This is a genomic window from Nonomuraea sp. NEAU-A123, from assembly GCF_018603905.1.
GTDB lineage: Bacteria > Actinomycetota > Actinomycetes > Streptosporangiales > Streptosporangiaceae > Nonomuraea.
The window spans coordinates 176,880-202,512 of record NZ_JAHFZZ010000015.1 but is presented as its reverse complement, the minus strand read 5'-3'; the positions used below and the strand labels follow the sequence as shown (position 1 = coordinate 202,512).

Below are 25,633 nucleotides of genomic sequence, written 5' to 3'. Positions count from 1 at the left end.
GGCAGCGGCCGGAGGCGGCCCACAGCGTCAGTTGGTGATGAGGTCGAACGATTCCCAGGGTCCGATGGCGTCGCGGTTGGCGATGAGTGGTGCGGCGCCCGCGTTGTCGGCGCAGACGTATTTGCCGTTGGCCTGGGCTTTGAGGCTGACGGTGCCGTCGGGGTTGTTGACCTGCTGGAAGGTCTCCCAGGGGCCGATGGCGTCGCGGTTGGCGATGAGCGGTTGCGCTCCGGCGCTTTCGGCGGTGACGTATTTGCCGTTGGCCCTGGCCTTGAGGGCGATGTTGCCGTTGCCGAGGTCCACGCGGTCGAACTGTTCCCAGCCGCCGATGGCCGTGCGGTTGGCGATCAGGGGTTGGGCGCCGGCGTTCTCCGCGGTCACGTACAGGTTGTTGGCGCGTGAGCGCAGGCTGATCGTGCCGGACGGCGCTGACCCGGCCGGGAGGCCCAGGGTGGAGGCGGTGCCGCTCAGGGACTTCACGCCCTGGTTGGCGGAGCCGGTGAGCCGGGTGGTGGTGTAGGAGCTGAGCGGCTTGGTGGTGCGCTCCACCACGTAGACGGACCCGGCGGTGGCGGCGAAGCCGATCTCCGCGTTCGAGCTCGTCGTGATGATCGCGTTGTCGGAGGTACGGCGGACGCGGACCTGCTGGGTGCCCCATGGGTTGATCACGGTGGCCTGCTTGCCGTACACGCTCTTCAGCCCGACGTACTTGACCTCGCCGGCCTCCCGTTCGGAGCTGACCAGGAAGCCGTCCTTGGCCAGCAGGGTGAACTTGCCGGCGAAGGAGGAGTCGGCCGGCACGGCGGGGAAGACCCGGATCTTGCCGTTGTAGCTCTGCATGAGCGACTCGTTGAGCGCCGTGAGGTGCACGCCGAGGTACTCGAAGACGCCGTTGGTGTTGTTCGTCATGCCGTTCGGGTAGTTCTGGTACTTCTGCAGCATGGTCTTCATGCCGTTGTACGCCTGGTCGCCGAGGCCCAGCCGGGCGGCCTGCACGGCGTCGTTGGACCACACGTTGCCGTAGGGGAAGGGCCGTTGGTTCCAGGTGCTGAGGGCGGTCTGGTAGTCGGGGGAGCCGATCCCGGTCACGTCGTAGGGCCAGATCAGCTCGGCGGAGACGTTCTCGTTGTTCCTGGTCTGTGAGATCGGCGGCTGGTGCGGCTGGTAGGCGCCGTTGGAGACCACGTAGGGCGTCAGGTGGTCGAGTACGTTCTGCCACGTGGACCGTAGCCCCGTGTCCACCCCGAGTTGCCGGCTGACCTCGATCGTCAGGGGGAAGATGCTGCGCACGGCGGCCAGGTCGGTGATCGCGTCGCGGACGTTCCAGTACGTCTCGTGCGAGTTGGAGTTGGCCATGTAGTACGTGTTCGTGGCCGCGTCGTGGGAGAGCATGGCCGAGTAGAACTTCGCCGTCTCCCGCATGAACGGGTAGGCCACGTCGCGCAGGTAGGTCGCGTCGTCGGTGTACCGGTAGCGCAGGTACATGCTGTAGGCGGCCTCGTAGCCGGTCGACAGGATGTTCTTGGTGTAGTCGCTGTTGACCGTGCCGCGCGCGTTGCCGTCCCAGCCCATGGTCTCCGGCACCCACAGGCCGTCGACGTTGTACCGGGTCTGGGTGTAGGACTTCAGGGCGTTGTAGTTCCTGGCGTACAGGTTGTTGTGCCGGTCGATGAGGTCGGGATGGTTGGAGGCGAGGAAGGACAGGTAGACGTCACGCTGGTTCCAGTACCAGTAGGCGTTGCTCCACTTCGTGTTGTCCTGGGTCGCTCTGAAGACGCCGTTGATGAAGTGGGACGGGTAGTTGCCGTAGCCGCCCGCGGCGATCATGTAGGTGGACAGGTAGTAGACGTTCTCCAGGTAGTCCGCGTCGCCGGACAGACCCGCGTACTGGACGAACGACTTGGCCCAGAAGGAGTGCCACCAGTTGCGGTAGCCGGTGAACGTGGTCGCGTACCCGGTGGACTTCACGGCGGCGAGCTGGTTGTGGGCCTGCGCCACCGAGTCGCGGTTGGGGGCGTTGACCCGGCTGGCCGTGGTGAACCAGATGGTGTAACTGGAGGCGGGCGTGATGGTGAGCCGTACCGTGCGGGAGTCGACGACCTGAGTGGAGTAGCTCGCGCCCTCGACCGTGGCGGCCAGCGTGTAGCCGAACCCGTTGGCGTCGCTCTGCCCCCGGCTCAGGCCGGCGGCGCTCGCGTCGGCGAAGGTCGAGACGGTCTTCCAGGTGTTCAGGTCGGGCACGTCGCCGCTGTTCTGGAGGTTCGCCGTGTCCCACATGCTCAGGGTCAGGGCCACGTTGGAGACACCGCTGCGGCTGTCGTCCACGTGGATGCCCATCACCTCGGAGTTCGGCGACCCCATGACGGTGACGGTGCGGTTGGCGTCGTACTTGGTGGTGAGGGTGCCGTCGTACAGAGACAGCCGCTGCTGAAAGGTCGTGTATCCGGTGTCCATGCCCGGGCTGGTGGCCAGGTTGACCAGCCCCGCCGCGAACGCCGACTGCTGGGACAGGTCCACCCCCGAGGTCTGCATCGTCAGCCCGTTCTGACTCCAGACCATCGCTCCGGCACGGCCGTTGCCCACGGTCATGCCGTACAACGGGTTGGTGTTGGGCCTGTTGTAGACGATGTCGTGCTTGGACAGGTAGCCCGCGTAGTCCACGTCCAGCGCTCCCGCGGACTGGTCGAACGCGGCGTCGGCCGGCGAGGCCAGCGCGGGCGTCCCGGACAGCAACGCGCTGAGGAGCGCCATCAGGGGGAGGGAACGTAACAACCTCTTCACCATGCTCACCTTTGGGGGGTTAGGAAGTGGCATGTCACGCGCAGTTAACATTGGGTGTTTCTAATCGTCAAGAGGCGATTAATAGATAAGAAACCTACAAAATCCATCAAGATTCACCATGTATGCCCTGCTAGCAGCACCGTTTTCGAATGCGCGCTCAGAATATGTCCTGACATAAGCGAAGCATGGCAGCGACTCATTGATCGGAGGTCTGACTCGGTGCCGATGGCTGCGATCACCAATGCCCGCTCATCAGGATGATCTTGCCGGGCCTGGTGAGGCCTGTCATCTCCCTGAGGCGATCGCCGGCTCCCGGCGCTCTTGCTGCGCCGGCGCCAGCTGTTCGTGGAATCCGCCGTCGGGGGATCGCGTGATGATCCCGGTCTCCACTCCGTGCTCGGCCACGTGGTGATCCGTCTGCTGAAGTGCGAGGCAGATCCACCGGGTGATGACGAAGGCGATGACGGGGCCGATGAGCACGGCGAACCTGAAGAAGATCGTCACAGCCTCGACGTTCATCTGGAACTGCTGGGCGATCTGGTCGTTGGCCGCGGCTGCCCACAGCAGGCCGTAGAACGTGACGCCGGCGACCGCGATGGCTGTCTTCACCGGCGTCTCACGTGGGCGATCGAGCAGGTCATGCGCGAGCGTCTCGTGAGCCATGCGGCTCGTGGTCTTGGGCCGGCCCAACGCGTCACGGCGGCTGCGTCGCGAGACGAGGAAGCGCTCGGCCATCGGATAGGCGGCCAGAGCGGTGAAGAAGGCCCCGGGTATCACCAGTGTGGGGACGAGGACCGCGAGGCTGAGTGTGTAGTCCCCGACGGTGAGTTCCCACCCGGGCATGATCCGGAGGGCGCCGTCGAGGAACCCCATGTACCAGTCGGGAACCGAGCCCGCCGAGATCTGCGTCGGCTTGGCAGGGCCGTACAGCCAGATAGGGGCGATCTGGAACCCGAACCCGAGAATGATCAGCATGCCGATCGTCGCGAGCGCCATCAACGGGCGTGCGCTCCGCCGCGTCGGCAGCGAGTCGATGAAACGGGAGTGGCCGTGCCGCCGCACCAGCAGGTTGCGGGCGATCAGCAGCGCGGCCATGACGACCGTGATCAGCAGGTGCCCCCCGTACATGACCGGAATGACCCTGTCACCGGGAAAGCCCGGGCCGAACAGCAGCGACAGCGCCCAGGTTCCCACCACGGGGATGGACTGCACTACCGACACGATCAGCCACAGGCTCCCACCCGACAGCATGTCGTCAGGCAGGGCGTTGCCGGTCTCGCCCGCGGCCATGCCCAGCGCCAGCAGCGTCACCCAGATCAGCCACTGCCCGGTGCGCGGGCGACGGAAGGCGCCGGTGAGGAACATGCGCAGCAGCTGCACCACGACGGCCGCCACGAAGACGAGCGCCGCCCAGTGGTGGACCTGGCGGATGAGCAGGCCGCCGCGCACGTCCAGGCTCAGATGCATGGTCGAGTCGAAGGCTTTGCTGACGAAGAGTCCGCGCAGAGGGCCGTAAGAGCCGTCATAGGTCACCTGGGACATGCTGGGGTCGTAGAACACCATCAGCACCGCCCCGGTCACCGCCAGAACGACGAACGACCAGACGGCGATTTCCGCGAACATGAACGACCAGTGAGAGAACTGAAACGAGCGGTTCTTGGCCAATGGCGAATGCATTTGGGCCCCCTAACCTTGCCTACTCATATGACGGAATCGGGCCCGGGAGTGTGACGCCAATGAGGCGGCGGTGACGGTGATTCGCGTCACTACCATCGGGTCCTTTGTAGGGGCTGACGTGACCATGCCTGCCTACGTGGCCGCCCGGGTCACAGCTGGCGACGCGAGGGTTCCGGCATCGACGGCACTGGGATCTCGTGTCCGGTGGGCGTCGCGCCTGCCGGTGAGTGATCTGACGCCCGCGGCTTCCCAGCCTTGAAGGCGATCTCCGCATGTACGTCTGCCCGGTAGGCCCGCAGGCCAGCGCTCGGCATCGGGGCCCACGGGGGTGGGCGGATGGAACGAGACTTGAATCTCGCTCGCCCCACCGTCCCAAGCTGGTTACGCCAATAGGAGATGCTCCCACCAGATGCTCGACGCGGCCACGGGCGCATTTGACCAGGTTGCTGAGGAGACTGCCGGCCAGCGACGCAGTCAGGGGCTCATCGGAGCTTCCGCCCCAACCCCCGAGGCCAGGGGCTTTGCCCCTGCGCCCCGCGCCATCGCATGGAGTGGCTGCCTTCGTTGGGGGATCCGTGGTGTTGGAACGGTCGCCTCGTGAATGCCGAGAGCTGCTCGTTCCGGGTTTCGTGATAAGCAGCGGCGTGGCCACAGGCGGCGACTTGGGCCTTGACGCTGCGGCCAACGCACTCGAGAAAATCCTTTATATGCGCGACAACCTCAAGGCCGGTCCCACCGCGGGGGAGTCGAACCGCCGACCGCCATCAGCGTTGGTCGCGAAGCGTGTGAAACGTCAGATGCGTCACCTAATATCTGCCTATGCGGGGGTATGCCGAGTACAGTGCTTGCGGTCAACGGATCAAGTCGCCTACAGCTGAAGAAGGCTGTCCATGCAGCTGCGCGTCCTCGGACCGCTCGACATCACGATCGATGGCCGGGCCGTCCCCTTACGCTCGGCCAAGCAACGGGTTCTGCTGGCCGTTCTGATCAGCGCTGCCAACGCCCCCGTCGCCAGCCAGCGGCTGATCGACGCCCTGTGGGACGACCCGCCGCCCTCGGCACAGGAGAACCTGCGGCTGTACGTTTACCACCTGCGTCGTGCGCTGGAGGACGGTGACCGTGTCGTCCGCCATCCATCGGGCTACATGCTGACGATCAGACCCGGAGAGCTGGACGCCGGCCTGTTCGAGGAGTTGGTCGCCCAGGGCGCCCAGACCTTGGCCGCGGGGGACGCGGGCACCGCGAGCCAACTGCTGACCCGCGCGCTCTCCCTGTGGCGCGGACCCGCGTACGGGAATCTCGCCGACCATCCCGCGGTACTGGCCGCCGCGGGATGGCTGGAGGAGTCCCGGCTGCGCGCCACCGAGCTTCGCATCCAGGCCGACCTCGCGCTCGGCCGGCACGACGGCCTGATCGGTGAGCTGACCGCCCTCGTTTCCCAGCATCCGACCCTCGAGAGGTTCAGGAGCCAGCTCATGCTGTGCCTGCACCGCGCGACCTGGCCTGGGATCTCGCCATGAGTTGCGTGACGCTCTTCGAGGCGCACAGCCTGTTCGACGACTGGCGGGCCACGCACGAGAAGGCGCTCGCGGCCGCTCGCCGAGCGGGTGACTCGCGGGGCGAGGCGGCCATGCGGTACGGCCTCGGCAGCCTCGCACTGTACCGGCAGGACTACGCGTCGGCCGCCGAACTGCTCGGTGGCGCATGCGACCTGTTCGGCACCCTCGGCGAGGAGCACGGCCGCGCGCTGGCGCTGCGCAACCTCGCCCTGCTGCACCGTACGACGGGCCGTCTCGACCTGGCCTACGCTCACTACGAGGAGGCGCGCGCCCTGCTCGTCCGGCACGGTGACCGGGCCGTCGAAGCCCACGTGCTCATCGGCCTCGCCCAGATCCACCTCGACCAGGGGCAGTTCCCTCTCGCGGAGGAACTGCTCGCGGAGTCGCTGCGCACCTTCCGCGAGATCGGCAACCGGCGCGGCCGAGCTCAGGTCCTCTTCCGGATCGGCGAGGCGTGTCTGCGGCAGAAGAAGGCCGAGGACGCCCAGCACGCGTTCGAGGACGCGCTGCCGCTGGTGCGCCGTCTTGGCGATCTGGTCGGCGAGGCGTACCTGCTGCGCGGCCTCGGTCAGGCGCAGTCGGCCCAGGGCCTGCATGACGAGGCCGAGCTGAGCATGACCGCGGCGCTGCGCCTCGCCCAGCGGGTCGGCGAGCAGTTCGCCGAGGCAAGTGCCTCCCTCGGGCTGGGCTCACTCTACGAGTCGACCGGGGAACTCGCCAAGGCCGAGCCCCAGCTGACGAGGGCCATCGAGCTGTTCGCCGCCATGGGTAACGCGCCATGGCAGGCCAGGGCGATCAACGTGCTCGCCCTCACCCGGCAGAAACAAGGCGATCTCGCCGCTGCCCGGGAGCTGTGGGAACAGGCGCTCGCACAACTCCCGGGCTCGAACCTCCTCGAGAGAGAGGAGATCACCGCGCACCTCACCGTCCTTCCCCCGTCGGTCTAGGTGCCCTCACCGCCGCAACCAGGTGGCCGCGCGTTTCCCCAGTGCATGTTGCAGGACTCAGGAGCCGCGACCGCCTGCGGCGGGGCGGCCGTCGAAGTGAGTGCGGCCAAGGCCGCGAGCACCGCCACCACGAGAAGCAGGAGTCTTCTGCGCATCGCTTCCCCCCTTTCATCAGAAAGCCTGGCACGCGCCCGTATAACGCCCGTATACGGGTGTGCGGGCCGGCGGACAGTGGTCGACCATCCGGCTAGATCGATCTCCACCGCCAGGGCATCGCCCGGCGGCCTACCGCCTGATCGCTGATGACCGGCCGTGTGTCACACTCGTCGGCTCGAGCGACCGGCCCGACCGGCCGCGACGACGAACACGGACGTGAGGATTCCGCAGACGGCGGCTCGCGAGACGAGGAAGGCCGGGTCGACGGTGACTGCCGTCATCGGGTCGCCTCCCAGCAGCGATGAGTGCCAAACCCCTGCCTGCCTGACAAGATGCGACGTACCGGACAGTGACCACACGACCGTGGGAAGCTCGTTGATCGCGTCCAGGATGGCGAGCAACATCACCGTGAGAAATCGCATGATCTGCAGATTCATCCAATAGGCCATGATGTGCCCGGCCATCAGCACCATGTAGCCCCCGATCAGCGGCCCGGCGACCGTGACGAGCACCACGCTCGATTCGGCATCGCTCATGCGTATCGCGGGAAAGATGCCGAGGACCACGACGAAGGTCGCGTACACGAGATAGCCGGCCAGGAAGTTCAGCAAGCCGTCGATTCCGGCCCGGGCTCCCCCGACCTGACCAAGCCGCCAGCCCAGCATGAGGCTGTTCTTGTGCCACAGACGATCGAGCATCGGAACGAGGAAGAACAGCAGGCACGGGGTGATCACCGCCCAATAGCGGCCCATCCCCCACAGGCCGAATCCCTCGCCGACCTCGGTGCCCCCGGCCCGAAAGCCGATCCAAACGACGCACGCAAGCCCGGCTCCAATGACCAACAGCCTTGGAATGCGGACGCGGTGCAGATGATAGGCGAACATCAGGCTCGCTCCCCGGTGACCGCGATGTAGGCGTCCGACAAGGACGGCTCCGCCGGTCTGGCGTGACCGTAGACACGTTCGCCGAGCCAGCGCAGCCGATACGAGTCATCGCCGATCCGCTTCATCGCCGTGACGAGGACACGGGAACCCAGCGATGAAGCGACCTCCTGATCTCCTTCGGCGACCCACACAGGTGGCGTCCGGGCCAGGAGATCCTGCGGCGAGCCATCATGGACCAAGCCGCCCTGGTCGAGCACGAGAACACGTTCGGCGATGGCTTCGACATCCGCGACCACGTGAGTGGAGTAGACGACGAGCCGGTCGGCGGCCACCCGCGCGAGATACTCGGTGAAGCGCAGGCGCTCCCACGGGTCGAGGCCTTGGGTGGGTTCGTCGAGCAGCAGCACCGGTGTGTCGGCCGCGAAGACGTACACCAGGCCCACCCGTTGCCGAGTGCCGCCACTCAGCGACCCCAACGGCCGATCGCAAACGCCGGTCAGCCCGAACAGGGCGAACAACTCGTCCAGGTCGCCGAAGGGGCGACGGCGCAGCTTGAGCAGGTAGTGCACCAAGGCCCGCCCCGTCACCTTCGGATCGACCCGAAGGTCCTGCGGCAGCAGCGTCGTGGCCGCACGCAGAACGCGTCGGCTGCGGCGCAGTTCTGTGCCGTCAAGCCATATGGTTCCAGCCGACTCGGCGGCGAGCCCGGCCAGAATGGACAGGAGAGTCGACTTTCCCGCGCCGTTTCGGCCCAGCAGGGCCACAATTCCCGTAGCTAGCTCGAAATCGACCTCACGAAGGGCCGAATGCGACCGGAATGATTTGTCGACCTTGTCAAATCGAATCATCGGACGCATCCTCCACAGCGGTCCACGGTAACCAGGCGATATCCCGGGGGCACATTCTGGCGAGAACGACCGCGATCACCCCGGCGCCGATCCAGGCAATCGAGCCGGAAGAAAGGATTGAACCCCTGTCGGGAACGCCCCGCATCCAGTTACTCAAAGTCGGGTCGATGGCCGGCACATCCGTGAACGGGGTCAGGTAAGGACCTATCGCCACGGTTCCCGTAATGCTTGTCGCTGCGGCGAGCGCGACGCCGGGACCGGCGGCGAAACGGGATACCACCACGTTCGCCACAAGAAGAGCGAACAATACCCCGGCCAGGCCGGGTGCCAGCAGGTCCGGAAACGGCTCGCCTGACATCCCCGCCAGCGAGTACGCGCAGGAGCCGCACGCCACGATGCTTCCGAGAATCGCCGTCCAATGGGTCCGCCACCACAGGATCCGGAGATCGGATGCGCCACTCGCGGCGATGCGCCGATCCAGGCCGGTGCCGGCGGTCCCGAAGGCCAGTACGGCGGCCACGCACACAGGGACGAGCCAATCCATGATCCAGTGCACGCCCAGGGCGACCGTGCCGACCCCGAAAGGGGGTCGGCCATAGCTTCCGGACCCCCAGCCGGCGGCGAGCGGAAGCGCGCCCACGGGAAGCGCAAGGGCGCTAAAGCGGAAGCTCCGCACCCAGCGCCCTGCACTCCCGAGATCTGCCTGCGTCACGTGATCACGCAGGAGTTGATCTTCTGGTTGGCGGGGCTGCTGGGGTTGTCCCAGCCATACGCCCACACCACCCAACTGCCATCGCCGACGACCCCACCGTGATCCTTTCGAGGGCTGGTCTGGCCGGTGCCCTCTCCCCGAACGGAATCGGTATCGACGTCCTTGTGCTTGAGATAAGCGTCGACCTTGATGTAGAAGTCGATGCGGCCGCCACCTGGGAGCGATGTGTAGTTGGCCCCGTTGCCGCCGAAAGTGGCGGTGCTGGAGAGCCAGGGCCGCCAGCAGGACGCAGAGGTATAACCCGTCGATCCCCACGCCATCGCCGTCGGAGCCATACCGAACACGACGCCGAGAACGGCGGCGGCCGCGACACCGCGGGCTGCGGCTCGTACTTGCATGGTTTTTCTCCTGTCTACGGGACGAATTGCCGTACGGAATAAGAGTGCGCAGGTGCCGGTATATGCTCCGTATATGGCTTATACATCAACCCTGAATTCTGTGAAGGACATCTGAGCCAATAAGATCTTGTCAGAAGCGACCGGTAGCTTTATGTGATCTTCTGGCCGGCTGACAGGAGCCGGCCCTTCTCGTGGTGGAACAACACGAGCGCCGAGGCGACGATCCCACCGATCCTCCACGGGCACCGACTGACGTTCCGCAGGGCTTTGAACCGCATATTGAGCTGGGCATTGGTCGGCGTATCCGAACGGACCCTGCGCCACTCCGGTTTTGGTCAGGGTTTGGGCTGTGGGCGGCCCCGGCGAACGTTAGTGGTTTGCCGTACTAGCACCGCGGCGGTGCGGCGATCACAATGTGATGATGTCGGACACCACCCAGCGAACCTGGTCTTTTGCCGTTCCCTGGCCGGTGGTCCTGGTGGCCGGTCTGATGGTCGCTCTGCTGCTGGCGTTCTCGGGCGCCTACGGCTTCCATGGCGACGAGATGTACTACGTCGTGGCGGGTCGGCATCCTGCCTTCGGCTACGTCGACCAGCCGCCGCTGACCCCGCTCCTGTCCGCCGCCTCGGTGGGCGTACTGGGCGTATCGCCGACCGCGGTCCGCGTGCTGCCGGCCGTGGAGATGACGCTCGTCGTTGTCCTGGTCGCGCTCATCTCGCGTGACCTCGGCGGATCCCGACGGTCGCAGTTCCTGGCGGCAGTGACGGCCGCCGTCTCCGGATATCTCGCTGCCGGCCACCTCGACACCACTACCGAGTTCGACCTGCTGGCCTGGGCGTTCATCCTGTGGCTGATCGTGCGGCTTCTCGCCGGTGCCGACCGACGCCTGTGGCTGGTCGTGGGCCTGGCTGCTGGGATAGGGCTCGAGAACAAGGACACGCTGTTGTTCCTGGGTGCGGGGCTGGCGGTTGGGCTTGTCCTCGCCCGACGCTGGGACATCGTCCGCTCGGGGTGGGTCTGGGCAGCGGTCGGGATCGCTCTGCTGCTCTGGGCGCCGAACCTCGCCTGGCAGGCAACGAACGGCTGGCCCCAGCTCACCATGGCGTCGCGCATCGCCGGGTACGCGGCGGACAACCGCGCCCAGATCGTGCCGCTGCTCTGGCTCTTCACCGGGCCGCTCCTCTTTCCCGTGACCGTCGCCGGCGTGGTCTGGGTCCTTCGTGCGAGGGACGCGGCGCCGTGGCGGGCGACCGGCATCGCGGGCCCGGTCGCGCTCGGCCTCGTCGTGGTGACCGGCGGCAAGGCCTACTACGCGATTGGCAGCGTGGCCGTGTTCATGGCCGCCGGTTCGATCGCCGTTGACCGCTGGCTCGCGCACGGCCATGCCCTTCTCAAGGGGGCGAGCTTCACCGTCGCGGCGGCGGTCTCGGGCGCGTTCCTCGCGTACCTGACCCTGCCGATTCTGCCCGTCGCCGCGTATGCCGCCAGCTCGCTTCCATCCGCGGTTCCGGACACCGCGAACCAGGTTGGCTGGCCGGCATTTGTCTCCACGGTCGAAGGCGTGGTGGCCGCCCTGCCCGCGCCCGAGCGCGCCCGAACGGTGATCCTGACCAACAGTTACAGTGAGGCAAGCGCACTCGTCCTGCTCGGATCAGGACTGCCACCCATCTATTCCGGCCACAACGCGTACTGGGCATGGGGCCCGCCATCGGCCCACCGTACAGTCGTCGTGCACGTCGGCGACTGGCGGCCGACCGACTGGAGCAGCTTCTTCGTCGGCTGCCACGACGTGGCCCAGATCGACAACGGGCTGGGCATCCCGAACGGGGAGCAGGGCAAGGCCGTCTCGGTCTGCACCGGCCTGCGGGCGTCGTGGACCACGATGTGGCCCGGGCTCCGGACCATCAGCTAGTGGGTGACCACTAACGTTGGCCGGGCCGAGTGATCATGCTGCTCGAGTGGCCGGTCGTCCCCAGCGGCGTGTTTCTCGATGCGGATGCGGATGCGGATGCGGATGCGGGGGCGGATGCGGCGTTGGGCGGCCAGGACCTCGGGGTGGCGTTGGCGTTGCGCCAGCGGAGGTAGGCCTGGAGTTTGCGGGTATGCACAGTGTGGTGGGATGGTCGAAGTTGGTCATCACGAAGGTGCGCAACGGCCCGAACTGCGCCTTGACCTGCTTCACCAGGGTGCCCGCCACCCGCGTCGTTGGCGACACGCGGGACCATCTCGGCGTCCCGGTTGATCATTTCAACGCGCTGAAGTGCGGGTAGATCTGGGTCTTCTTGCCGAGCTTGAGCAACGTCTCGGTAACCCGGCCCTTCAGGTCGACGATACCGATGCCGGCTGCGGTGGAGATGAGCAGGTGCTTCTCGTCGTACCAGCCGAGGGTGGTGGGTCGCCCGCTCGGGGCGATGGGAAGTCGCGTCACGGCCTTGCCGGTCACCGCGTCCCACACACAGGCGGCCTTTTCCAGCGGCAGGCAGGCGGTGACGAACCGCTTGCCGGAGGGGGAGAAGACGCCGCGCCCGTCACCGCCCGGCCTGCCTCGCACCTGGTATTCCCTGGTGGCCTTGCCCTGGAGGTCGTACAGGCGCACGGTCGTGCCGCCGAGCCTGCCGTGCCTGACCAGGAAGCGGGTGCCGTCGTGGTTCCACTCGAAGCCGCCGACGGTGACCAGCGCCTTGTGGATTTTGATGAAGCGGGGCGTGAAGTCGGGCAGACCGAGGATCAGAACTCCTGCCGAGCGGTCGCCCTGGCGGGCCAAGCTGACGGTGAACAGCAGCTTCTGGCCGTCCGGCGACCACTTGGGCCAGCGCATCTGGGGGTACTGAGTGCCGCCGTTCTCGGTGCTGGCGGGAGTGTATTCGGTGAGGTCGATGGCGACGTCCCGGCTCTTGCCGGTGGTCCGGTCGAGGATCCGCAGGCGCTCCTTGCCTGGTTCTCTTGGCGACCCCGGGTGCGCGACCGACCAGCGTCCGTCTGGAGAGACCGCGACTTCCCCGTTGGTCTTGATGAACCGCCGCCGGCCCGGCTGCCATGCCCACAGCGCGAACGGGTCCCCCTGGGGGTGTACGTCGAGGATGCCGTAGGACGTGAGCTGGATGGGGCGGCCGTTCAGGTCGGCGATGACCGCGGCCTGGCCGTTTCCTGTCCGTTCCGTTGCACCGGGTAATGGGCCTCTGGTCGGCTGGGGTATGGGCACGGCAGCCGAGGCGGTGGCCGTGGCTGTGGCGGTGGTGAGCACGAGTACGCTCACCAGGCTGGATGCTAAACGGCCGAGCATGTGATCTCTCCTGATTGTCGGAAAGAGAAGCCTTACCAAGATCAGAATAGGGGCGCCCCGTGCCGGCCATGGCGACTCAATCAGTGCCAGGCATTTATGCGGTGCTCCTTTGACCGCCGCGTGTCTTCAGGCCCTCGGGCGGTGGATCTGTGAGGTGTGGGCCGTCGGTGAGCGAGCCGACGCTGAGGGTGCGCCCCGTCGGGAACCGGTTCCCGACGGGCTCGCGGACCGGTTGATCTACGCGGTCGGAATTCCCGCGAGGACCTCGCCGCTCTTGATCTCGAGGAGGCGGTCGACTTGTGGGCTGAGTTCCGGTCGAAGCAGCGGTAGGTCACACACCTCTACTGGTTGAAACGAACTGCGGGCGTGGCCTGCCCGGTCGGACTGACGTCCAGCGAGGCGTACATCAGACTTGACCAAGCTGGAGGCTCGAACAAAATCTCCACGTGACGGCCTCGGAGCCCTTGGAGGTCCGGGGCCAACGCAGATCTTCGGTTCCGAGAAGGATCGGACTTGGAGCCCTCAGAGGCTTGCCGGGGTGGCGAGGACGGGGATCCTACGTTGGATGAGGTCGGCCATGGCCGCCTGCCCCTGCTGGTTCAGGTGCAGGACCGCGTCGATGCCCTCCTGGCCTGGAGCGAGCGCGTCGAATCCTCGGTAGAAGGGCGGCTCGGACTGGCACAGGGAATGGCCCTCGAACTCGGGCCGGAGATCCACCGAGTTCACATACGGGCTGGCGAACAGGACGTTAACCCCGCGTGCCTTGGCAGCCTTCGCGGCATTCCGCAGGGTAGCGTCGAGTTCTCTCGCGACCTGGTTGCCGTCCACCCGTTCCTGCGCGCTGAACACCTGGCTGTCGCAGATCGGGTCCAGTGGCACGCCCTCGGCGTTCTCGCTCGGGGTGACCTGCTGGCCGTACCCGGTGAGCACGATCTTGGCGCGGGGGCTGCGGGCCTTGATGTCGATCAGGAGGGTCTTCAGGTTCTCGCCCATGCCAGGTAGTAGTCCTTTGATCGCCGTGGCAGGCGCGCCCGAGCAGTCGGCCTGGATGCACAGTCCGCCGAATCCGGCGAAGTCGATATCGCCGGTGCCGATGCTCAGCATCACCACTTTGGTGTCACGCTTCAGCGCGTCGAACTGAGGGGGCTCGCCCTTGAACGATTCCCGTAGGGTTCTGATGGCCGAGCCGCTGCAGGTGACGTTCGTGAATTTTACTCGTTTGCCGCGCTGGCGAAGTTCGTCGACGATGACCGAGGAGTAGGAGTTGGCGCTGCGAAAGCAGCTTCCTGTGGTGCCCGGTTCGTAGTCACCGGCGCCGGTGCCGGATCCGTAGGAGTCGCCCATCGCCACCACGTTCAGTGATGTGGTGAATGCAGTGGAGTCGGCTGAAGCGGCGACCGTAGTGGATAAGACACTCACCGTGCCGACGGTTAGGGCCGCTAGTAATGATTTCATGTCGACATCGTATGGTGGCAATATCGAATGCGTTGTGACTGAGCAGATTTCGCATTTTGTATGTCCCTTTTCCCGCTTTGTGTCTGCCCGACTCTGGGCCGACGCATTCAAGGTTCCAAACGGGTACTGCGGCATCTGCGGTGCCGGGGTCTCCTGTCCAGTGGGCATCGCGCCTGCCGGCGAGTGAACTCGTCGCCAAGAGATCGCGACGTATGAACCGCCGGAAGATCTTGTAGTGCTGTCTGAGCCTCTACTGGATGATCACTACCCGGGCTGGCCACCGCGTCCCGGCTGTTCCTTGCCTTGATCAAGCATGATCCCACCGCGGCCGAGTTGGATGTCGATGCCACCAATCAGGAGGTCATCGCGAGCTGGAGGGCGACCGCGCGGATCAAGGCCGACCCCGCACACTACGCCGAGGCTCGCACGGCCACGAGTGGCGACTTCGGGCCGCTAGAGGTTTCGATTTGAGCCCGAAACGCGGAGATCCGTGGCACCAGCGATGCGGTCAGAGGCTGGGAAGAAATGTGCCGTCATGCCGTGGGGTCGCGTGAATGGGAATAAGCAATGTTCCGAACGGGTACCGCGGGCTCGGTGGTCCCGGCGTCACCTCCCCGTGGGCCTGATCACCGGCGAAGCACGGTCCGTTCGCTTGGCTGAGGTACATGGGCGCCGCTACGTGTCTTGGAAACGGATAAGATGCCCACTTTCCTGCCTCGTCACAACCGCCTGGGATGCAAATGACGTTGTCAAGTCGACGGCCGGTGTTATGGGCGATGATCGCTGTCGTGCTTGCGATCGCGGGCACGGTTTGGGTGGTGCCGCGGCTGTTCGCGTCGGATGTTGCCGGCACCGCTCCAGAGGAGGTGATTTCCGTCAACCCGGGGATGCGTGCGACCCTCCTGGAGGTTGCTGACCGCTACCTGGAGAAAGATAGTGACCGCGTCGGAGTTGTTCTTGCCTCCGAAAGACCAGAGTTGAACCCCAAGATGTTCTGCCACGAAGAACTCATAGAGGTCCGCCGGAGAGATCATCAGTTGCTGCTCGGACTCGTGGCCGGGTGCGAGGAACTTGCCCGTTCCGGGAACGTGCTCATCGAGGGTGGAGGCGCTATCCTTCCGCTGCTTTTGACAGTGCAGCCCGCCGATGGGCGCTTCAGCGTGGTGCATGTGCAAGAGAGTGAGGATGGTGCCTTGTATTCCTCCTCGATACGCAAGATGTTCTCTCCCGACGGCGCGCCTCGGGCTCTGGAACTGTCCGGCGACGGGCGGGAAACATCGGAGGCAGTGCGTGAAGAAGCACGATGGGTTTTCGGCCTGCCGCTAGATGCACCCGTCACGATTCCTACGTTCAGTTGATCTCGTCGACGATTGTGCTACCGAATGGCTACTGCGGCATCGTCTCTGAACGCGCAAACGGGTCCCGGCCGACTGGAGGTCCAGCGGCCGTTATGCGCCGAGCTGCGGTCGCGGCGGCTTCGGCGGGCCATCCGGTGCGACGGCAACAAGAAGACCAGGCCGGGGCGTCCAGACCCGAAGCAGGGGTGAACAGGCCGTGAGGCGGCTCGCGAGCCTCACTCCCATTCGTCGCCCTTCCCCTCTCCCAGGGTCGTAGGCTCGCCATCTACCTCGACTGACCGGAAGACCATCATGACCGACGCCTTGATCAACTTGCTGAGCGATACGTTCCCCGACCGGCCGCTGCGGGTCGGCACACGTAGCTCACCCATGGCCCTGTACCAAGCCAACGACGTCCGCGACCGGATCCACAAGCGGGTACCGGGCCTAGCCGTCGAGGTGGTGCCGATGACCACCAGCGCCGACCTGTGGCCCGGCGACCTGACCGAGCTGGGAGGGAAGGGCAACTTCACCAAGGAGATCGACCGCTCCCTGACGTCGGCTCAGGTCGATATCGCCGTGCACTGCATGAAGGACGTCCCCGGCGACGTCCCCCTTCCCCAAGGGACCGCGTTCGGCGCCTACCTCGAACGCGAGGACGTCCACGATGTCGTCGTCACCCGCGACGGCACGCCCCTTGCAGAACTCCCCCAGGGCTCCATCATCGGCACGAGTTCCGTCCGCCGCCGTGCTCAACTCCACATGTACCGGCCCGACCTGCGGACCGAACGCATCCGAGGCAACGTCAACAGCCGCCTGGCCAAGCTGGACGAGGACACCAAGTACGCCGCGCTCATCCTCGCCCGCGCCGGCCTCGGCCGGATCGACGCCCTGGATCGGCACTACGAGGTTCTGCCGCCGGAGTTCCACCCGGCGGACAGCGGGATCGTCTCCATGGTCCCCGCCGTCGGCGCAGGAGTGATCGGCATCCAGGCTCGTACCGCCGACGACGCCGTCACGCGGCTGCTCGACGAGCTCAACCACCCCGCCACGGCCGCGCACATCCTGGCCGAGCGCACGATGCTGCACATGTTGCGCGGCCACTGCAACAGCCCCATCGCCGGATACGCCTCCACCACGTCGGACGGGCAGATGTCGCTGTACGGGATGGTGTTCGACCGCGACGGCTCCCAGTTCGTCCGCGCCCACCTGTGGGGCGATCCGGGCGACCCGGCCACCCTCGGCTCCCGCGTCGCCTCGGACCTGCTCCACCAGGGCGCCCGCCATCTGATCACCGCGACTCGGAAATGAGCAGCGGGCTGGTCGCCGAACCCGTGCCGGGCGACCAGCCCTACGGCTGCGCCATCACAGCCCCTGGGTCGTGAGCGAGCCCGTCGGCTGGATCCCCGCCGACCGTTACCTCACAGGGGGTCCCAGTAGCAATGAAGAAATTTCCAACGAAGTGCTGTCTGACCTGCGGAAATGGACGCGTTTGACGGGTTGGTGATCACTGCCGCTACGTTCGTTCCGGTTTCGTCCGGTACGGCACGTGGGGTGGTGCGTTGTCAGAGAAGATGTTCTCCGAGGAGCAGTTGGAGCAGCCCGGTATTTCACGCCGACGTCGGCTGACATGGCGTTCGTCGATCCGGGCAAGGGGTGGGGCCCGGTCGACCGGCTGGGCATGCTGGTCCAGCTGTGCACGCTGCCGTGGCTCGGGCACGCCCCATCTCAGCTGCCCAGGGCCGCTATGTGATCGCCTCGTGGGGCCCCGGATCGTGGCCGCGGCCGCTGGGGCTAGGCACCGCCGCTCGGAGACGGTTCCGTCGACGTCGTGGGTGGGGACGGCGACGGAACGCTGACCGGTGATCATCGCTGGTATGTCGTCGGCGCGGGCCGGTCATGGCATCACGACGAGTCGCCTGCCTTTGAGGTCGGTTCGCTGCCAGGCGGTCGCGATGTCGCTCAGCGGGACCTTCTCCACGTCGAAGGTGAGCTCGCCGGACCGCGTCCACGTCACGACCTGCTGGTACGCCTCGTCCATGGTCTGCGGGTCGAGGCCCTTGGCCGCGCCGTAGATCTCCACGCCGGAGGTGCGCAGGCTCGACCCGGCGATGGCGACCTCGGTGCCGACCGACTCGCCGATCTGGACCACCCGGGTCGGCTTGCCGAACGCGAACGACCGCGGCACCAGGGCGCGCAGCAGGATCTCGCTGGGCCTGCCCCACAGGTAGTCCACGACGACGTCGTAGCCGTCCCCCCTGGCGTCGAGATACGCCTGCGCCAGCGCCTCGTCGGAGACCGCGGTGTTGATCACCGTGTCGGCTCCGATGGCCTGCACCTCGCGCAACTGGTTGTCGTCGCGGCCGGTGGCCACGATCCGGCCGGCGCCCAGCAGCCGGGCCACCTTGACCGCGAGCCGCCCGGCGACCCCGGTGGCGCCCTGCACCAGCACCGTCTCCCCGGCAACGAACCCCGCGGCCGTCTTCATCGACATCGCGGTGACGGCCGAGGCCATCACCGCTACCACGGCCGGGTCGATGCCGTCGGGGATCGGCATGTAGGAGCCCTGGGGCACCACGGCCTTCTCGGCGAGCGCGCCGTAGGGCAGGCGGATGTTGCCGAACCCGACGAGCGTGCCGTCCGGGAGGGCGCCGATGCCGTCGAAGACAGGGATCACCGGAAGCTGACCGATGTACTTCTCGCTGGCGTAGTGCGTACCGGCCGCGATCGCCTTGTCGACGTTCTCGACGGCGACCGCCTTGACATCGATGATCACCTCGCCGTCGCCGGCCACCGGATCGGGGAAGTCCTCATAGCGCGGGATGCCGCCGGCCTCGTGGAGCACCGCTGCCTTCATCCCAGCTCCTGACCGAACAAGCGGGCGATCCGCGTCTGCCACGCCACCAGGACGCGAGGCGGACGGGCCGGCGAGTGGTTGAACCCGTGGTGGTGCGAACGGTGGTGCGTGAGCGAGCGCCGCCACCCATGGCCGTGGCGGGCCTGGCCCTGGTGCCCGGTCGGCCGCTCGATGTGCGCGGGAACCCCCGGAATGCGATGGGTCGCCCAGTGCAGCAGGTCGCGAAGCGAGTGCGGGTGTCTCATCGTTGCCTCCTCTGGCGCGTGAGTCTCTATCACTGATAGAGGACTCTATCACTGATAGACTCCGGAAGGGAGGTGCCGGAATTGGCTTTGGACAAGCAGCGGATCGTCACCGAGGCCGTCGCGCTACTGGACGCCGAGGGTCTCGACGGCGTGACCACGCGCAAACTGGCCGCCCGGCTTGGCGTACAGTCGCCGACCCTTTACTGGCACATCCCGAACAAGGCGGCGCTGGTCACCGCGATCGCCGAGGCGATTCTTGAGCAGCAGTTCCCCGAGCTGGCGTCGCCCGCGCCGGAGGAGCGCTGGCAGGACTGGCTGATCGGCCTGGCAGGGCGGCTGCGCCGCGCGCTGCTGGCCCACCCGGACGGAGCCCGGATCATCGCGGCCTCCCAACTGTCCCTCAAGATGGCCGCCATCTCCGAACTGGCGATGAGCACACTGGTCGGGCGGGGCATTCCCCTGCGGCAGGCTCGCCTGATCGTGTTGACGGTGTTGCGCTTCACCGTCGGCTACGTCCTGGAGGAACAGGTCGGCCGCCCCGACGCGGACGCCCTGGACGGCTTCGACATGGCCGCCTACGCCAGGGCGTACCCCACCGTGATGGCCGGCGTGACAGAGTACTTCCAGGCTGGCCGCACCGTCGACGATCTGTTCCGCGACTGCCTGGAACAGATCATCCATGGTCCTGCCGCGCACTCCGGCCCCACGTCCTGACCAGTCAGCCGCTCCGCAGGCGAGTGAGCCCTGGCACGAACACCCCGAGTCGCTCAACACAGCAAGCCGATATCGTCGCTGTTTCATAGGCCCTCGCCTGTGAAACAGCCACCCCGGCCGGGAACATGCTGGACTTCCGCTGTTTCATAGCACCCTGGGCGGGTGAAACGCACCCATGAAACGATCTCGGAGTGCACGACGACGACTTCGTCCGCGTGGAGGCCCACGACTGCCCCATGTCCTCCTGCGCCGCCCCGGCCGGCTCCCCCTGCCGCACCGGCAAGGGCAAGGTCGCCGCCCACTTCTGGGCGCTCAAGCCGATCTAGCCTGACCGGCCCGGTCGGGAAGCCGACGTCACCCGCGGATCAAGGCCGATCCTGCGTACTACGCTGAGGCCCGCAATCATGATTCGGCCAGGGCGACCGCTCTTTCCAGGGCACGCCGGGCGTCCTGCGGCGAACGCCTGCCGAGGCCACAGGCGGGGGATACGTCCACCGTACGAGAGAGGACACTCTCCACGGTGCGGAGGATCTTCCGCTGGTCGCCCGGTTCTTGAGCCTCGTGGACCAGGCCGGCGGCGAACCTGGCGTCCCGGGGTAACGCGGCCAGGGATGCCAGATCTCGGTAGAAGTCCGGTTCCAGCGGTGGCGGCTGGTCGCCCGCCGCCAGCGGAACGTGGACGTACTCCAGCGAACGCCCTTGCGGCCAGGCCCGCAGCAGCGCGGTTGACCATGGACACCACAGGGGCGACGGTGCTTAATCGCTTCAGCGCCTTGTTGTTGAGGTCGCCGACGCACAGGTGGACACCGAAGCGAGTGCCCGGTGGCGCGGCGGCGACCTGCTTGACCATGCCGTGGACCAGCAAGCGCGCGGCCGCCGTCCGCAGTGACTTGGGGGCGCGGGCCACCATGACCAGCTCGACGGGCACCTCAAGCTGGAACAGCACGTCCTGGCCGCCCCACCCGGCGATCTCCTCGATCTCCCGGGCGAGCGCGTCCCGGAAAGGTCTGCGGCGGCTGAACGATCTCGCCGATCCGAAGGCGAAGAGTGCGAGGTCCAGGTCACCGGGGATTCCGACCTGGAACGACACACCGTCCAGACGGTGTTCCTGGCGGATCTCCTTGAACACCTCGTAGCTTTCCCCGGCGGCGGCCGCGTGGCCGAGGTTCAGGGAGTTGGGGGCGAGCCGGTGGCCGCGCCGCACCTTGAAGACCGGGCGGTTGTCGTAGCCGGACCAGTCTCCGTCCGTCCGCAGCTCGACGTCCGGATGCTCGCGGAGGCCGTCGATGATGTGCGTGATCCAGCGGTGTCGGGCGCCGACCTCCCCGTCCGCCAGGGTCCTGAGATACGGCCCCGCCACGCCTGCCACGATCGTCATGGCCTGGCGCGTATCGGCCGCCGGATGGCTTCCGACGAGATGAATGTGGCGGCTTGGCATGCTGCTCCTCCTCGTCAGCCCGCCACCACGAGGCGCGGGCCTCGTAACCGTGTTCCGTGTTGGAGTGCGCTCCCCGAGTGTGATGGGTGTCTTCCATCCGGTCGAGCGGCGGTTCCGAACGGGTACTGCGGGCTGGCGGGACGAGCGTGGCTCTTCCGTCTGTCCGGCTTGGCGGAACGCCACGGGGAAGTCAGGTTGCGAAGACGCCCGATGGGCCTGACGTCGCCAGTCGCATACAAGTGGGGCAGGATCACCGTCGAGTTTGATCAGCGAGATCGAGTCGTTTCGGATGTTCAGAAGAGGCCCAAATGGTCGATCATCCTGTAGGCCGCATCGATGATGGATTCGGCGGCGGTCAAAGCTTGGTCTTTTCCAACCACCCCGCCCCGTCGGCGGCGTCACCTTGGATGCGCTGAAGTTCCTTTGTGTGAGCATGCGCTCGATATCTGCTTCGCCGCGCGTCCACCGCATCATTGATCATGCTTCTCTCGATCTGCCCTGGGCGGGGTGAGGTCAATGGTGGGACTCGCCTTGATTTGACGGATCAACGCGTCGGATGCCTCCTCCCAGCGCCTGGTGGACGCCAGGACCGGGTTGATCGGCATGCCGACGCGCTCTTGGGCTCGGTCCGCTGCGGCGTAGACCTCGGCTCGATCCGCATCACCGACCACCAGTACGTCGATGTCATGTGGCGGAGGCCCTGTCTGCCCATGGTGGCGGGCCGCCCAGGAACCGAAGATGAGCAACAGTTCGGTCTTCGGGATGGAGGTGAATTCTTCAGCGATGATGACGTGTGGGCCGTAGAGGTAGTTCAGGATTTCCGTCAATGGTCTCGCGACGGGGTGACTCTGATCGATGCTCAGCACTCGTGATCGGCCGATTGTCGTAGCGGTCAAGAGCCCGGCTTCTTCCAGGCGGCGGACTTCCGGGTGCAGGGTCGACGCTCCGATGCCCAGCTCGCGGGCGAGGGCTGCCAGTGTCCAGCTATGGTCGGGGCGAAGGTATAGGGCTGCTAGGAGTCTTGCTTGGGTCTCGGTACGGAAGATGGGAAGCGCGGGCAGAACACTTCGCATGTTCCGAATATATCTTCGTGAGTATCGAATCGTCCACTGAACGCAGTGGATCCATCGCTCATTGTGGCAGAGTCCGGGGTTCCCGCAAGGGCGGTGGTGGGTGGGCTCCGTGACAACGAACCCGCAGGTCCGGGCGCGCCTACCTGGATATCCAGAAACACCGGGCGCTTGAGCGGGAACAGCTCCCGGCCCTGCGCGTCGGTCATCACTCGCGTATGGCGAGCCTGCGCACCCGAATCGCGGTCGTCGCCACCGCATCCGTCGTCGCCACCGGTCTCGGCGTGGGCCTTGGCGCCGCTCCGGCGGCGGCGGACGTCCACCGCGGTGTGAGCGGCTGCTTCTCCTGGTCGTGGGGAGACGGCAACTTCTCAGTGACGGTGTACTGGCACAACCGGTGCCACAACAAGCGCAAACTGAACATCAAGTACAGCCTCGGCTGGACCACCAAGAAGTACACGGCGGTGGTCAAGTCCGATGGGAAGGGCCACAAGAGGTTCCAGACTGCTTCGATCGTGTCCATTACCGACGGGGGTGCCCCCCGTCGGGCGCGGGGTGGTTGGGGGGGGGCGGCGCGCCCCCCCCCCCCACCCCGGCGTGTGTTCACGGCAGCAGACCTGGCCGAAAGTACGCCCGATTGCCGGACGATCGGCCAGGTCAGAACCGGCCTTTCTCTCGATGAGCCGGCATCGCCTCAGCCAGCACACTCAGGTCATGACCGACGAGAGTACGACGGAACGCCCCCCACTCCCGCAGCCGTCGCGAGGCGGCACCCTGATGGAGGACCGAAGCGGAGCGGCGCCCCTCGCCGCTGCCTCCTCCAGGAGGGGAGGGTGGCGCGTGCCTGCCGCCCTGATCGCGCTCAGCGCCATTCCCGTGATCGCCGGTGCCGTTCGACTGACCGAGCTGACCGGCGGCGCGGCGATCACTCCGGACAACGCGCGGTTCTTCGCGACGCCGCTGCCCGTGGTGCTGCACATCATTTGCGTAAGTGTGTACAGCTTTCTGGGGGCCTTCCAGTTCGCCTCCGGGTTTCGTCGCCGGAGGCTGGGCTGGCATCGCGTCGCCGGGCGGCTGCTGGTCTTCTGTGGGCTTGTCGCGGCGCTGTCGGGTCTGTGGATGACGATGTTCTATCCCCGGCCGGAGGGGGATGGGGAGCTGCTCGCCGGGATTCGGCTGGTGTTCGGTACGGCTATGTTCCTGTCGATTGTCCTCGGCCTGGCGGCGGTCCGGCGGCGGGACATCGCCCGGCATCGGGCTTGGATGATGCGCGGCTATGCGATCGGGTTGGGGGCGGGCACGCAGGCGTTGACCCAACTGCCGTGGATTCTGCTCGTCGGCAAACCTGGTGAGTTCCCCAGGGCGCTACTCATGGCCGCCGCGTGGATGATCAACCTCGCCGTGGCCGAATGGCTCATCCGTAGGCGGCCGCCCAGGCTCAGCTCTTGACGCGGTTGGTCTCGTACGCCCACATGGCGATCTCGACGCGGTTACGGGCCCCGAGCTTGGCCATCAGGCTGGTGAGGTGGGACTTGACGGTGCTGAGAGAGATGTGCAGCTCGTCGGCGATCTCGCTGTTGGTTCGGCCACGTGCCACGGTGGCCAGGATCTGTTCTTCTCGGTCCGTCAGCGCCTCGATGGGTTGCACCGGCGGTGCGGCGGGCCCGGTGCGGGCGAAGGTCCCGAGCAGGCGGGCGGTGATGCTCGGGGCGATGAGCGCGTCGCCGTTGGCGGCGGCGTGGACGGCCTGGGAGAGCAGGTCGGCGCCGGCGTTCTTGAGCAGAAAGCCTCGGGCGCCGGCTCTCAAGGCGGCGTAGACGTACTCGTCGAGGTCGAACGTGGTGATGACGACGACGGCGAGGGGGTCGTCGACGGTCGGTCCGGCGAGGGAGCGGGTGGCTTCGATGCCGTCGAGGCCGGGCATGCGAATGTCGAACAGACACACGTCGGGGCGTAGGCGCCGCGCGAGCTCGACGGCTCGCCGCCCGTCGGCGGCCTCTCCGATGACCTCGATGTCCGGCTGGGCGTCGAGGATCATCGTGAGCCCGGTGCGGACGATCTCCTGGTCGTCGGCGACGATCACTCGGATGCTCATGTGGCCGATCCGGTGCGGGGCAGTGTGGCGGTCACGGTCCAGCCTCGATCGGGGTCGGGGCCGGCTACGCAGGTGCCGCCGAGCAGGTCGGCGCGTTCGATCATGCCGATGAGCCCATACCCCTGCGACCTGGCCGGCCGTTTGAGGCTGCCGTCACCGTCGTCGCTCACGCGTAGGTGGACCGAGGTGTCGTCGGCGGTGACGCGGATCTCGACGCGGGTGGCGTGACGCGCATGTCGTCGGGCGTTGGTGACCGACTCTTGCGCGAGGCGGTAGATCGCGGCCTCGACCGACGGGGAGAGGTCATCGAGGTCGCCCGAGATCTCCAGGCTGACGGCCGGGCCGGTGCGGTCTTGGCCGGCGAGTTGCCGGAGGTCGGCGATGCGGCGGCCGGGCGCGAGGTCCGCTGGTTGGTCATGGCGCAGGATGCGGACCATGGCGCTCATCTCGGTGAGGGCATGCGCGGCCTCGGCCTCGATCACCCGCAGCGCGTCGGTGGCGGCGTCCGGTCGCGACGCCGCTGTGGCCAGGCCCGCCTGGGCGCGGATCGCCATCGCCGAGACGTGATGCGCGACGGTGTCGTGCAGGTCGCGGGCCAACTGCTCGCGTTCGCGCAGCTTGACCTGATCGAGCTCGCGGATCCGCGCCTTGGCCCGATACCGGAACGCCAGGCCCAGGACGACGACCAGGAACACCACGGCGAATGCGCCGATGGCATCGGCGAGGCCGGGGTAGTCGGAGGCCACCGAAAAGCCGGCCTTGACGAGGATGATCGCCAAGCCGATCACAGCCTCGCGTCCGGACCCCCACCGGAACAACGAGTAGGCCAGGAACAGCAGATAGACCATGGTGTAGGTCTCTGGAGAATGGCCGCCCGTCAGTAAGGGAGCCAGGGCCAGGGTGCCGAAGGCGATCGCGACCATCAGCAGCGGTCTGCTCCGGCGCCACAACAACGTGGGCACCAGCCCGGCCGTGACGATCACCGAGATGGCCCGCCACGGAAGATCCGGCCGCAGCACTCCTTCGAGCAGCGCGAGCGGCACCAGCACCCCGACGAGTGCCCAGTCCCGCCACACCCGCGGCGGCGGGTTGGGGGGACGGGGCTCGTCCCACACCGAGCGGATGAGGGGGTGCACGAACTCATGGTACGAGAGCCGGTGCGGCTCCGGATCAGCCC

General features: G+C 66.8%; 25 protein-coding genes. 10 read left to right on the top strand and 15 right to left on the bottom strand.

What is annotated here, in order from left to right; all coding sequences use genetic code 11:
- Nucleotides 1–27 precede the first annotated feature (27 nt).
- Entirely contained in the window at nucleotides 28–2,751 is a 2,724-nt protein-coding gene (locus tag KLK06_RS38685; protein ID WP_214640615.1) for a DUF5703 domain-containing protein, read from the bottom strand.
- Nucleotides 2,752–3,066: 315 nt separating this feature from the next.
- Nucleotides 3,067–4,458: a cytochrome b N-terminal domain-containing protein gene (locus KLK06_RS38680; RefSeq protein WP_214640614.1), complete on the bottom strand. Its 1,392-nt coding sequence runs from the start codon at nucleotides 4,456–4,458 to the stop codon at nucleotides 3,067–3,069.
- 890 nt (nucleotides 4,459–5,348) lie between these two features.
- Here KLK06_RS38680 and KLK06_RS38675 point away from each other — a divergent pair.
- On the top strand, nucleotides 5,349–5,978 hold the full coding sequence (locus KLK06_RS38675; RefSeq protein ID WP_214640613.1) for an AfsR/SARP family transcriptional regulator: 630 nt from the start codon (nucleotides 5,349–5,351) through the stop codon (nucleotides 5,976–5,978).
- The gene (locus KLK06_RS38670; RefSeq protein WP_214640612.1) at nucleotides 5,939–6,964 is read left to right on the top strand and encodes a lipopolysaccharide assembly protein LapB; all 1,026 of its coding nucleotides are present in this window, start codon (nucleotides 5,939–5,941) and stop codon (nucleotides 6,962–6,964) included. The genes KLK06_RS38675 and KLK06_RS38670 overlap by 40 nt, the downstream gene beginning before the upstream one ends.
- On the opposite strand, the gene KLK06_RS38665 is transcribed toward KLK06_RS38670, so the two are convergent.
- The 5 genes from KLK06_RS38665 to KLK06_RS38645 form a co-directional block, all read right to left on the bottom strand.
- Nucleotides 6,961–7,119, bottom strand: a complete 159-nt coding sequence (locus KLK06_RS38665; protein ID WP_214640611.1) for a hypothetical protein — start codon at nucleotides 7,117–7,119, stop codon at nucleotides 6,961–6,963. The two genes, KLK06_RS38670 and KLK06_RS38665, sit on opposite strands and share 4 nt — an antisense overlap.
- Before the next feature lie 162 nt (nucleotides 7,120–7,281).
- Nucleotides 7,282–8,004: a hypothetical protein gene (locus KLK06_RS38660; protein ID WP_214640610.1), complete on the bottom strand. Its 723-nt coding sequence runs from the start codon at nucleotides 8,002–8,004 to the stop codon at nucleotides 7,282–7,284.
- Nucleotides 8,004–8,861, bottom strand: a complete 858-nt coding sequence (locus KLK06_RS38655; protein WP_214640609.1) for an ATP-binding cassette domain-containing protein — start codon at nucleotides 8,859–8,861, stop codon at nucleotides 8,004–8,006. The genes KLK06_RS38660 and KLK06_RS38655 overlap by 1 nt, the downstream gene beginning before the upstream one ends.
- On the bottom strand, nucleotides 8,839–9,372 hold the full coding sequence (locus tag KLK06_RS38650) for a hypothetical protein (protein ID WP_214640608.1): 534 nt from the start codon (nucleotides 9,370–9,372) through the stop codon (nucleotides 8,839–8,841). The genes KLK06_RS38655 and KLK06_RS38650 overlap by 23 nt, the downstream gene beginning before the upstream one ends.
- Before the next feature lie 188 nt (nucleotides 9,373–9,560).
- Entirely contained in the window at nucleotides 9,561–9,962 is a 402-nt protein-coding gene (locus KLK06_RS38645) for a hypothetical protein (RefSeq protein ID WP_214640607.1), read from the bottom strand.
- A gap of 421 nt (nucleotides 9,963–10,383) precedes the next feature.
- On the opposite strand from KLK06_RS38645, the gene KLK06_RS38640 reads away from it, so the two are divergent.
- Both KLK06_RS38640 and KLK06_RS38635 read left to right on the top strand, forming a co-directional pair.
- Nucleotides 10,384–11,874, top strand: a complete 1,491-nt coding sequence (locus KLK06_RS38640; protein WP_214640606.1) for a glycosyltransferase family 39 protein — start codon at nucleotides 10,384–10,386, stop codon at nucleotides 11,872–11,874.
- A gap of 29 nt (nucleotides 11,875–11,903) precedes the next feature.
- Nucleotides 11,904–12,047 (top strand): hypothetical protein, encoded by a 144-nt coding sequence (locus KLK06_RS38635; RefSeq protein WP_214640605.1) that lies wholly within the window; start codon nucleotides 11,904–11,906, stop codon nucleotides 12,045–12,047.
- 157 nt (nucleotides 12,048–12,204) lie between these two features.
- Here KLK06_RS38635 and KLK06_RS38630 read toward each other — a convergent pair whose 3' ends face one another.
- Nucleotides 12,205–13,218 (bottom strand): PD40 domain-containing protein, encoded by a 1,014-nt coding sequence (locus KLK06_RS38630; RefSeq protein ID WP_214640604.1) that lies wholly within the window; start codon nucleotides 13,216–13,218, stop codon nucleotides 12,205–12,207.
- Between the two features lie 549 nt (nucleotides 13,219–13,767).
- On the bottom strand, nucleotides 13,768–14,589 hold the full coding sequence (locus KLK06_RS38625; protein ID WP_214640603.1) for an SGNH/GDSL hydrolase family protein: 822 nt from the start codon (nucleotides 14,587–14,589) through the stop codon (nucleotides 13,768–13,770).
- Between the two features lie 887 nt (nucleotides 14,590–15,476).
- Between KLK06_RS38625 and KLK06_RS38620 the strand changes: the two genes are divergently transcribed.
- The 3 genes from KLK06_RS38620 (at nucleotide 15,477) to KLK06_RS61885 (ending at nucleotide 17,790) form a co-directional block, all read left to right on the top strand.
- Nucleotides 15,477–16,058 carry a hypothetical protein gene (locus tag KLK06_RS38620; protein ID WP_214640602.1) on the top strand — a complete coding sequence of 194 codons (582 nt, stop codon included), beginning with the start codon at nucleotides 15,477–15,479 and terminating at the stop codon, nucleotides 16,056–16,058.
- Between the two features lie 291 nt (nucleotides 16,059–16,349).
- Nucleotides 16,350–17,348, top strand: a complete 999-nt coding sequence (gene hemC / locus KLK06_RS38615) for a hydroxymethylbilane synthase (RefSeq protein ID WP_214640601.1) — start codon at nucleotides 16,350–16,352, stop codon at nucleotides 17,346–17,348.
- 238 nt (nucleotides 17,349–17,586) lie between these two features.
- Complete coding sequence (locus KLK06_RS61885) at nucleotides 17,587–17,790, top strand: DUF4158 domain-containing protein (protein WP_308168650.1); 204 nt, start codon at nucleotides 17,587–17,589, stop codon at nucleotides 17,788–17,790.
- Between the two features lie 144 nt (nucleotides 17,791–17,934).
- On the opposite strand, the gene KLK06_RS38605 is transcribed toward KLK06_RS61885, so the two are convergent.
- Both KLK06_RS38605 and KLK06_RS38600 read right to left on the bottom strand, forming a co-directional pair.
- Nucleotides 17,935–18,894, bottom strand: a complete 960-nt coding sequence (locus KLK06_RS38605; protein WP_214640599.1) for a zinc-binding alcohol dehydrogenase family protein — start codon at nucleotides 18,892–18,894, stop codon at nucleotides 17,935–17,937.
- Nucleotides 18,891–19,139 (bottom strand): hypothetical protein, encoded by a 249-nt coding sequence (locus KLK06_RS38600; RefSeq protein ID WP_214640598.1) that lies wholly within the window; start codon nucleotides 19,137–19,139, stop codon nucleotides 18,891–18,893. Before KLK06_RS38600 ends, KLK06_RS38605 begins: the two co-directional genes overlap by 4 nt.
- A gap of 81 nt (nucleotides 19,140–19,220) precedes the next feature.
- Between KLK06_RS38600 and KLK06_RS38595 the strand changes: the two genes are divergently transcribed.
- Complete coding sequence (locus KLK06_RS38595; protein WP_214640597.1) at nucleotides 19,221–19,853, top strand: TetR/AcrR family transcriptional regulator C-terminal domain-containing protein; 633 nt, start codon at nucleotides 19,221–19,223, stop codon at nucleotides 19,851–19,853.
- Nucleotides 19,854–20,044: 191 nt separating this feature from the next.
- On the top strand, nucleotides 20,045–20,179 hold the full coding sequence (locus KLK06_RS61880) for a hypothetical protein (protein ID WP_284735246.1): 135 nt from the start codon (nucleotides 20,045–20,047) through the stop codon (nucleotides 20,177–20,179).
- Here KLK06_RS61880 and KLK06_RS38590 read toward each other — a convergent pair.
- Both KLK06_RS38590 and KLK06_RS38585 read right to left on the bottom strand, forming a co-directional pair.
- Entirely contained in the window at nucleotides 20,176–21,231 is a 1,056-nt protein-coding gene (locus tag KLK06_RS38590; protein WP_214640596.1) for a hypothetical protein, read from the bottom strand. The two genes, KLK06_RS61880 and KLK06_RS38590, sit on opposite strands and share 4 nt — an antisense overlap.
- Nucleotides 21,232–21,761: 530 nt before the next feature.
- Complete coding sequence (locus KLK06_RS38585; protein ID WP_214640595.1) at nucleotides 21,762–22,364, bottom strand: winged helix-turn-helix domain-containing protein; 603 nt, start codon at nucleotides 22,362–22,364, stop codon at nucleotides 21,762–21,764.
- 837 nt (nucleotides 22,365–23,201) lie between these two features.
- On the opposite strand from KLK06_RS38585, the gene KLK06_RS38580 reads away from it, so the two are divergent.
- Nucleotides 23,202–23,810, top strand: a complete 609-nt coding sequence (locus KLK06_RS38580) for a DUF2306 domain-containing protein (protein WP_308168649.1) — start codon at nucleotides 23,202–23,204, stop codon at nucleotides 23,808–23,810.
- Here KLK06_RS38580 and KLK06_RS38575 read toward each other — a convergent pair.
- Together KLK06_RS38575 and KLK06_RS60450 are read right to left on the bottom strand one after the other, a co-directional pair.
- Complete coding sequence (locus KLK06_RS38575; RefSeq protein ID WP_214640593.1) at nucleotides 23,800–24,456, bottom strand: response regulator transcription factor; 657 nt, start codon at nucleotides 24,454–24,456, stop codon at nucleotides 23,800–23,802. The two genes, KLK06_RS38580 and KLK06_RS38575, sit on opposite strands and share 11 nt — an antisense overlap.
- A complete protein-coding gene (locus tag KLK06_RS60450) occupies nucleotides 24,453–25,592 on the bottom strand; it encodes a histidine kinase (protein ID WP_308168647.1) in 1,140 nt (379 codons plus the stop codon). The genes KLK06_RS38575 and KLK06_RS60450 overlap by 4 nt, the downstream gene beginning before the upstream one ends.
- Between the last annotated feature and the right edge of the window lie 41 nt (nucleotides 25,593–25,633).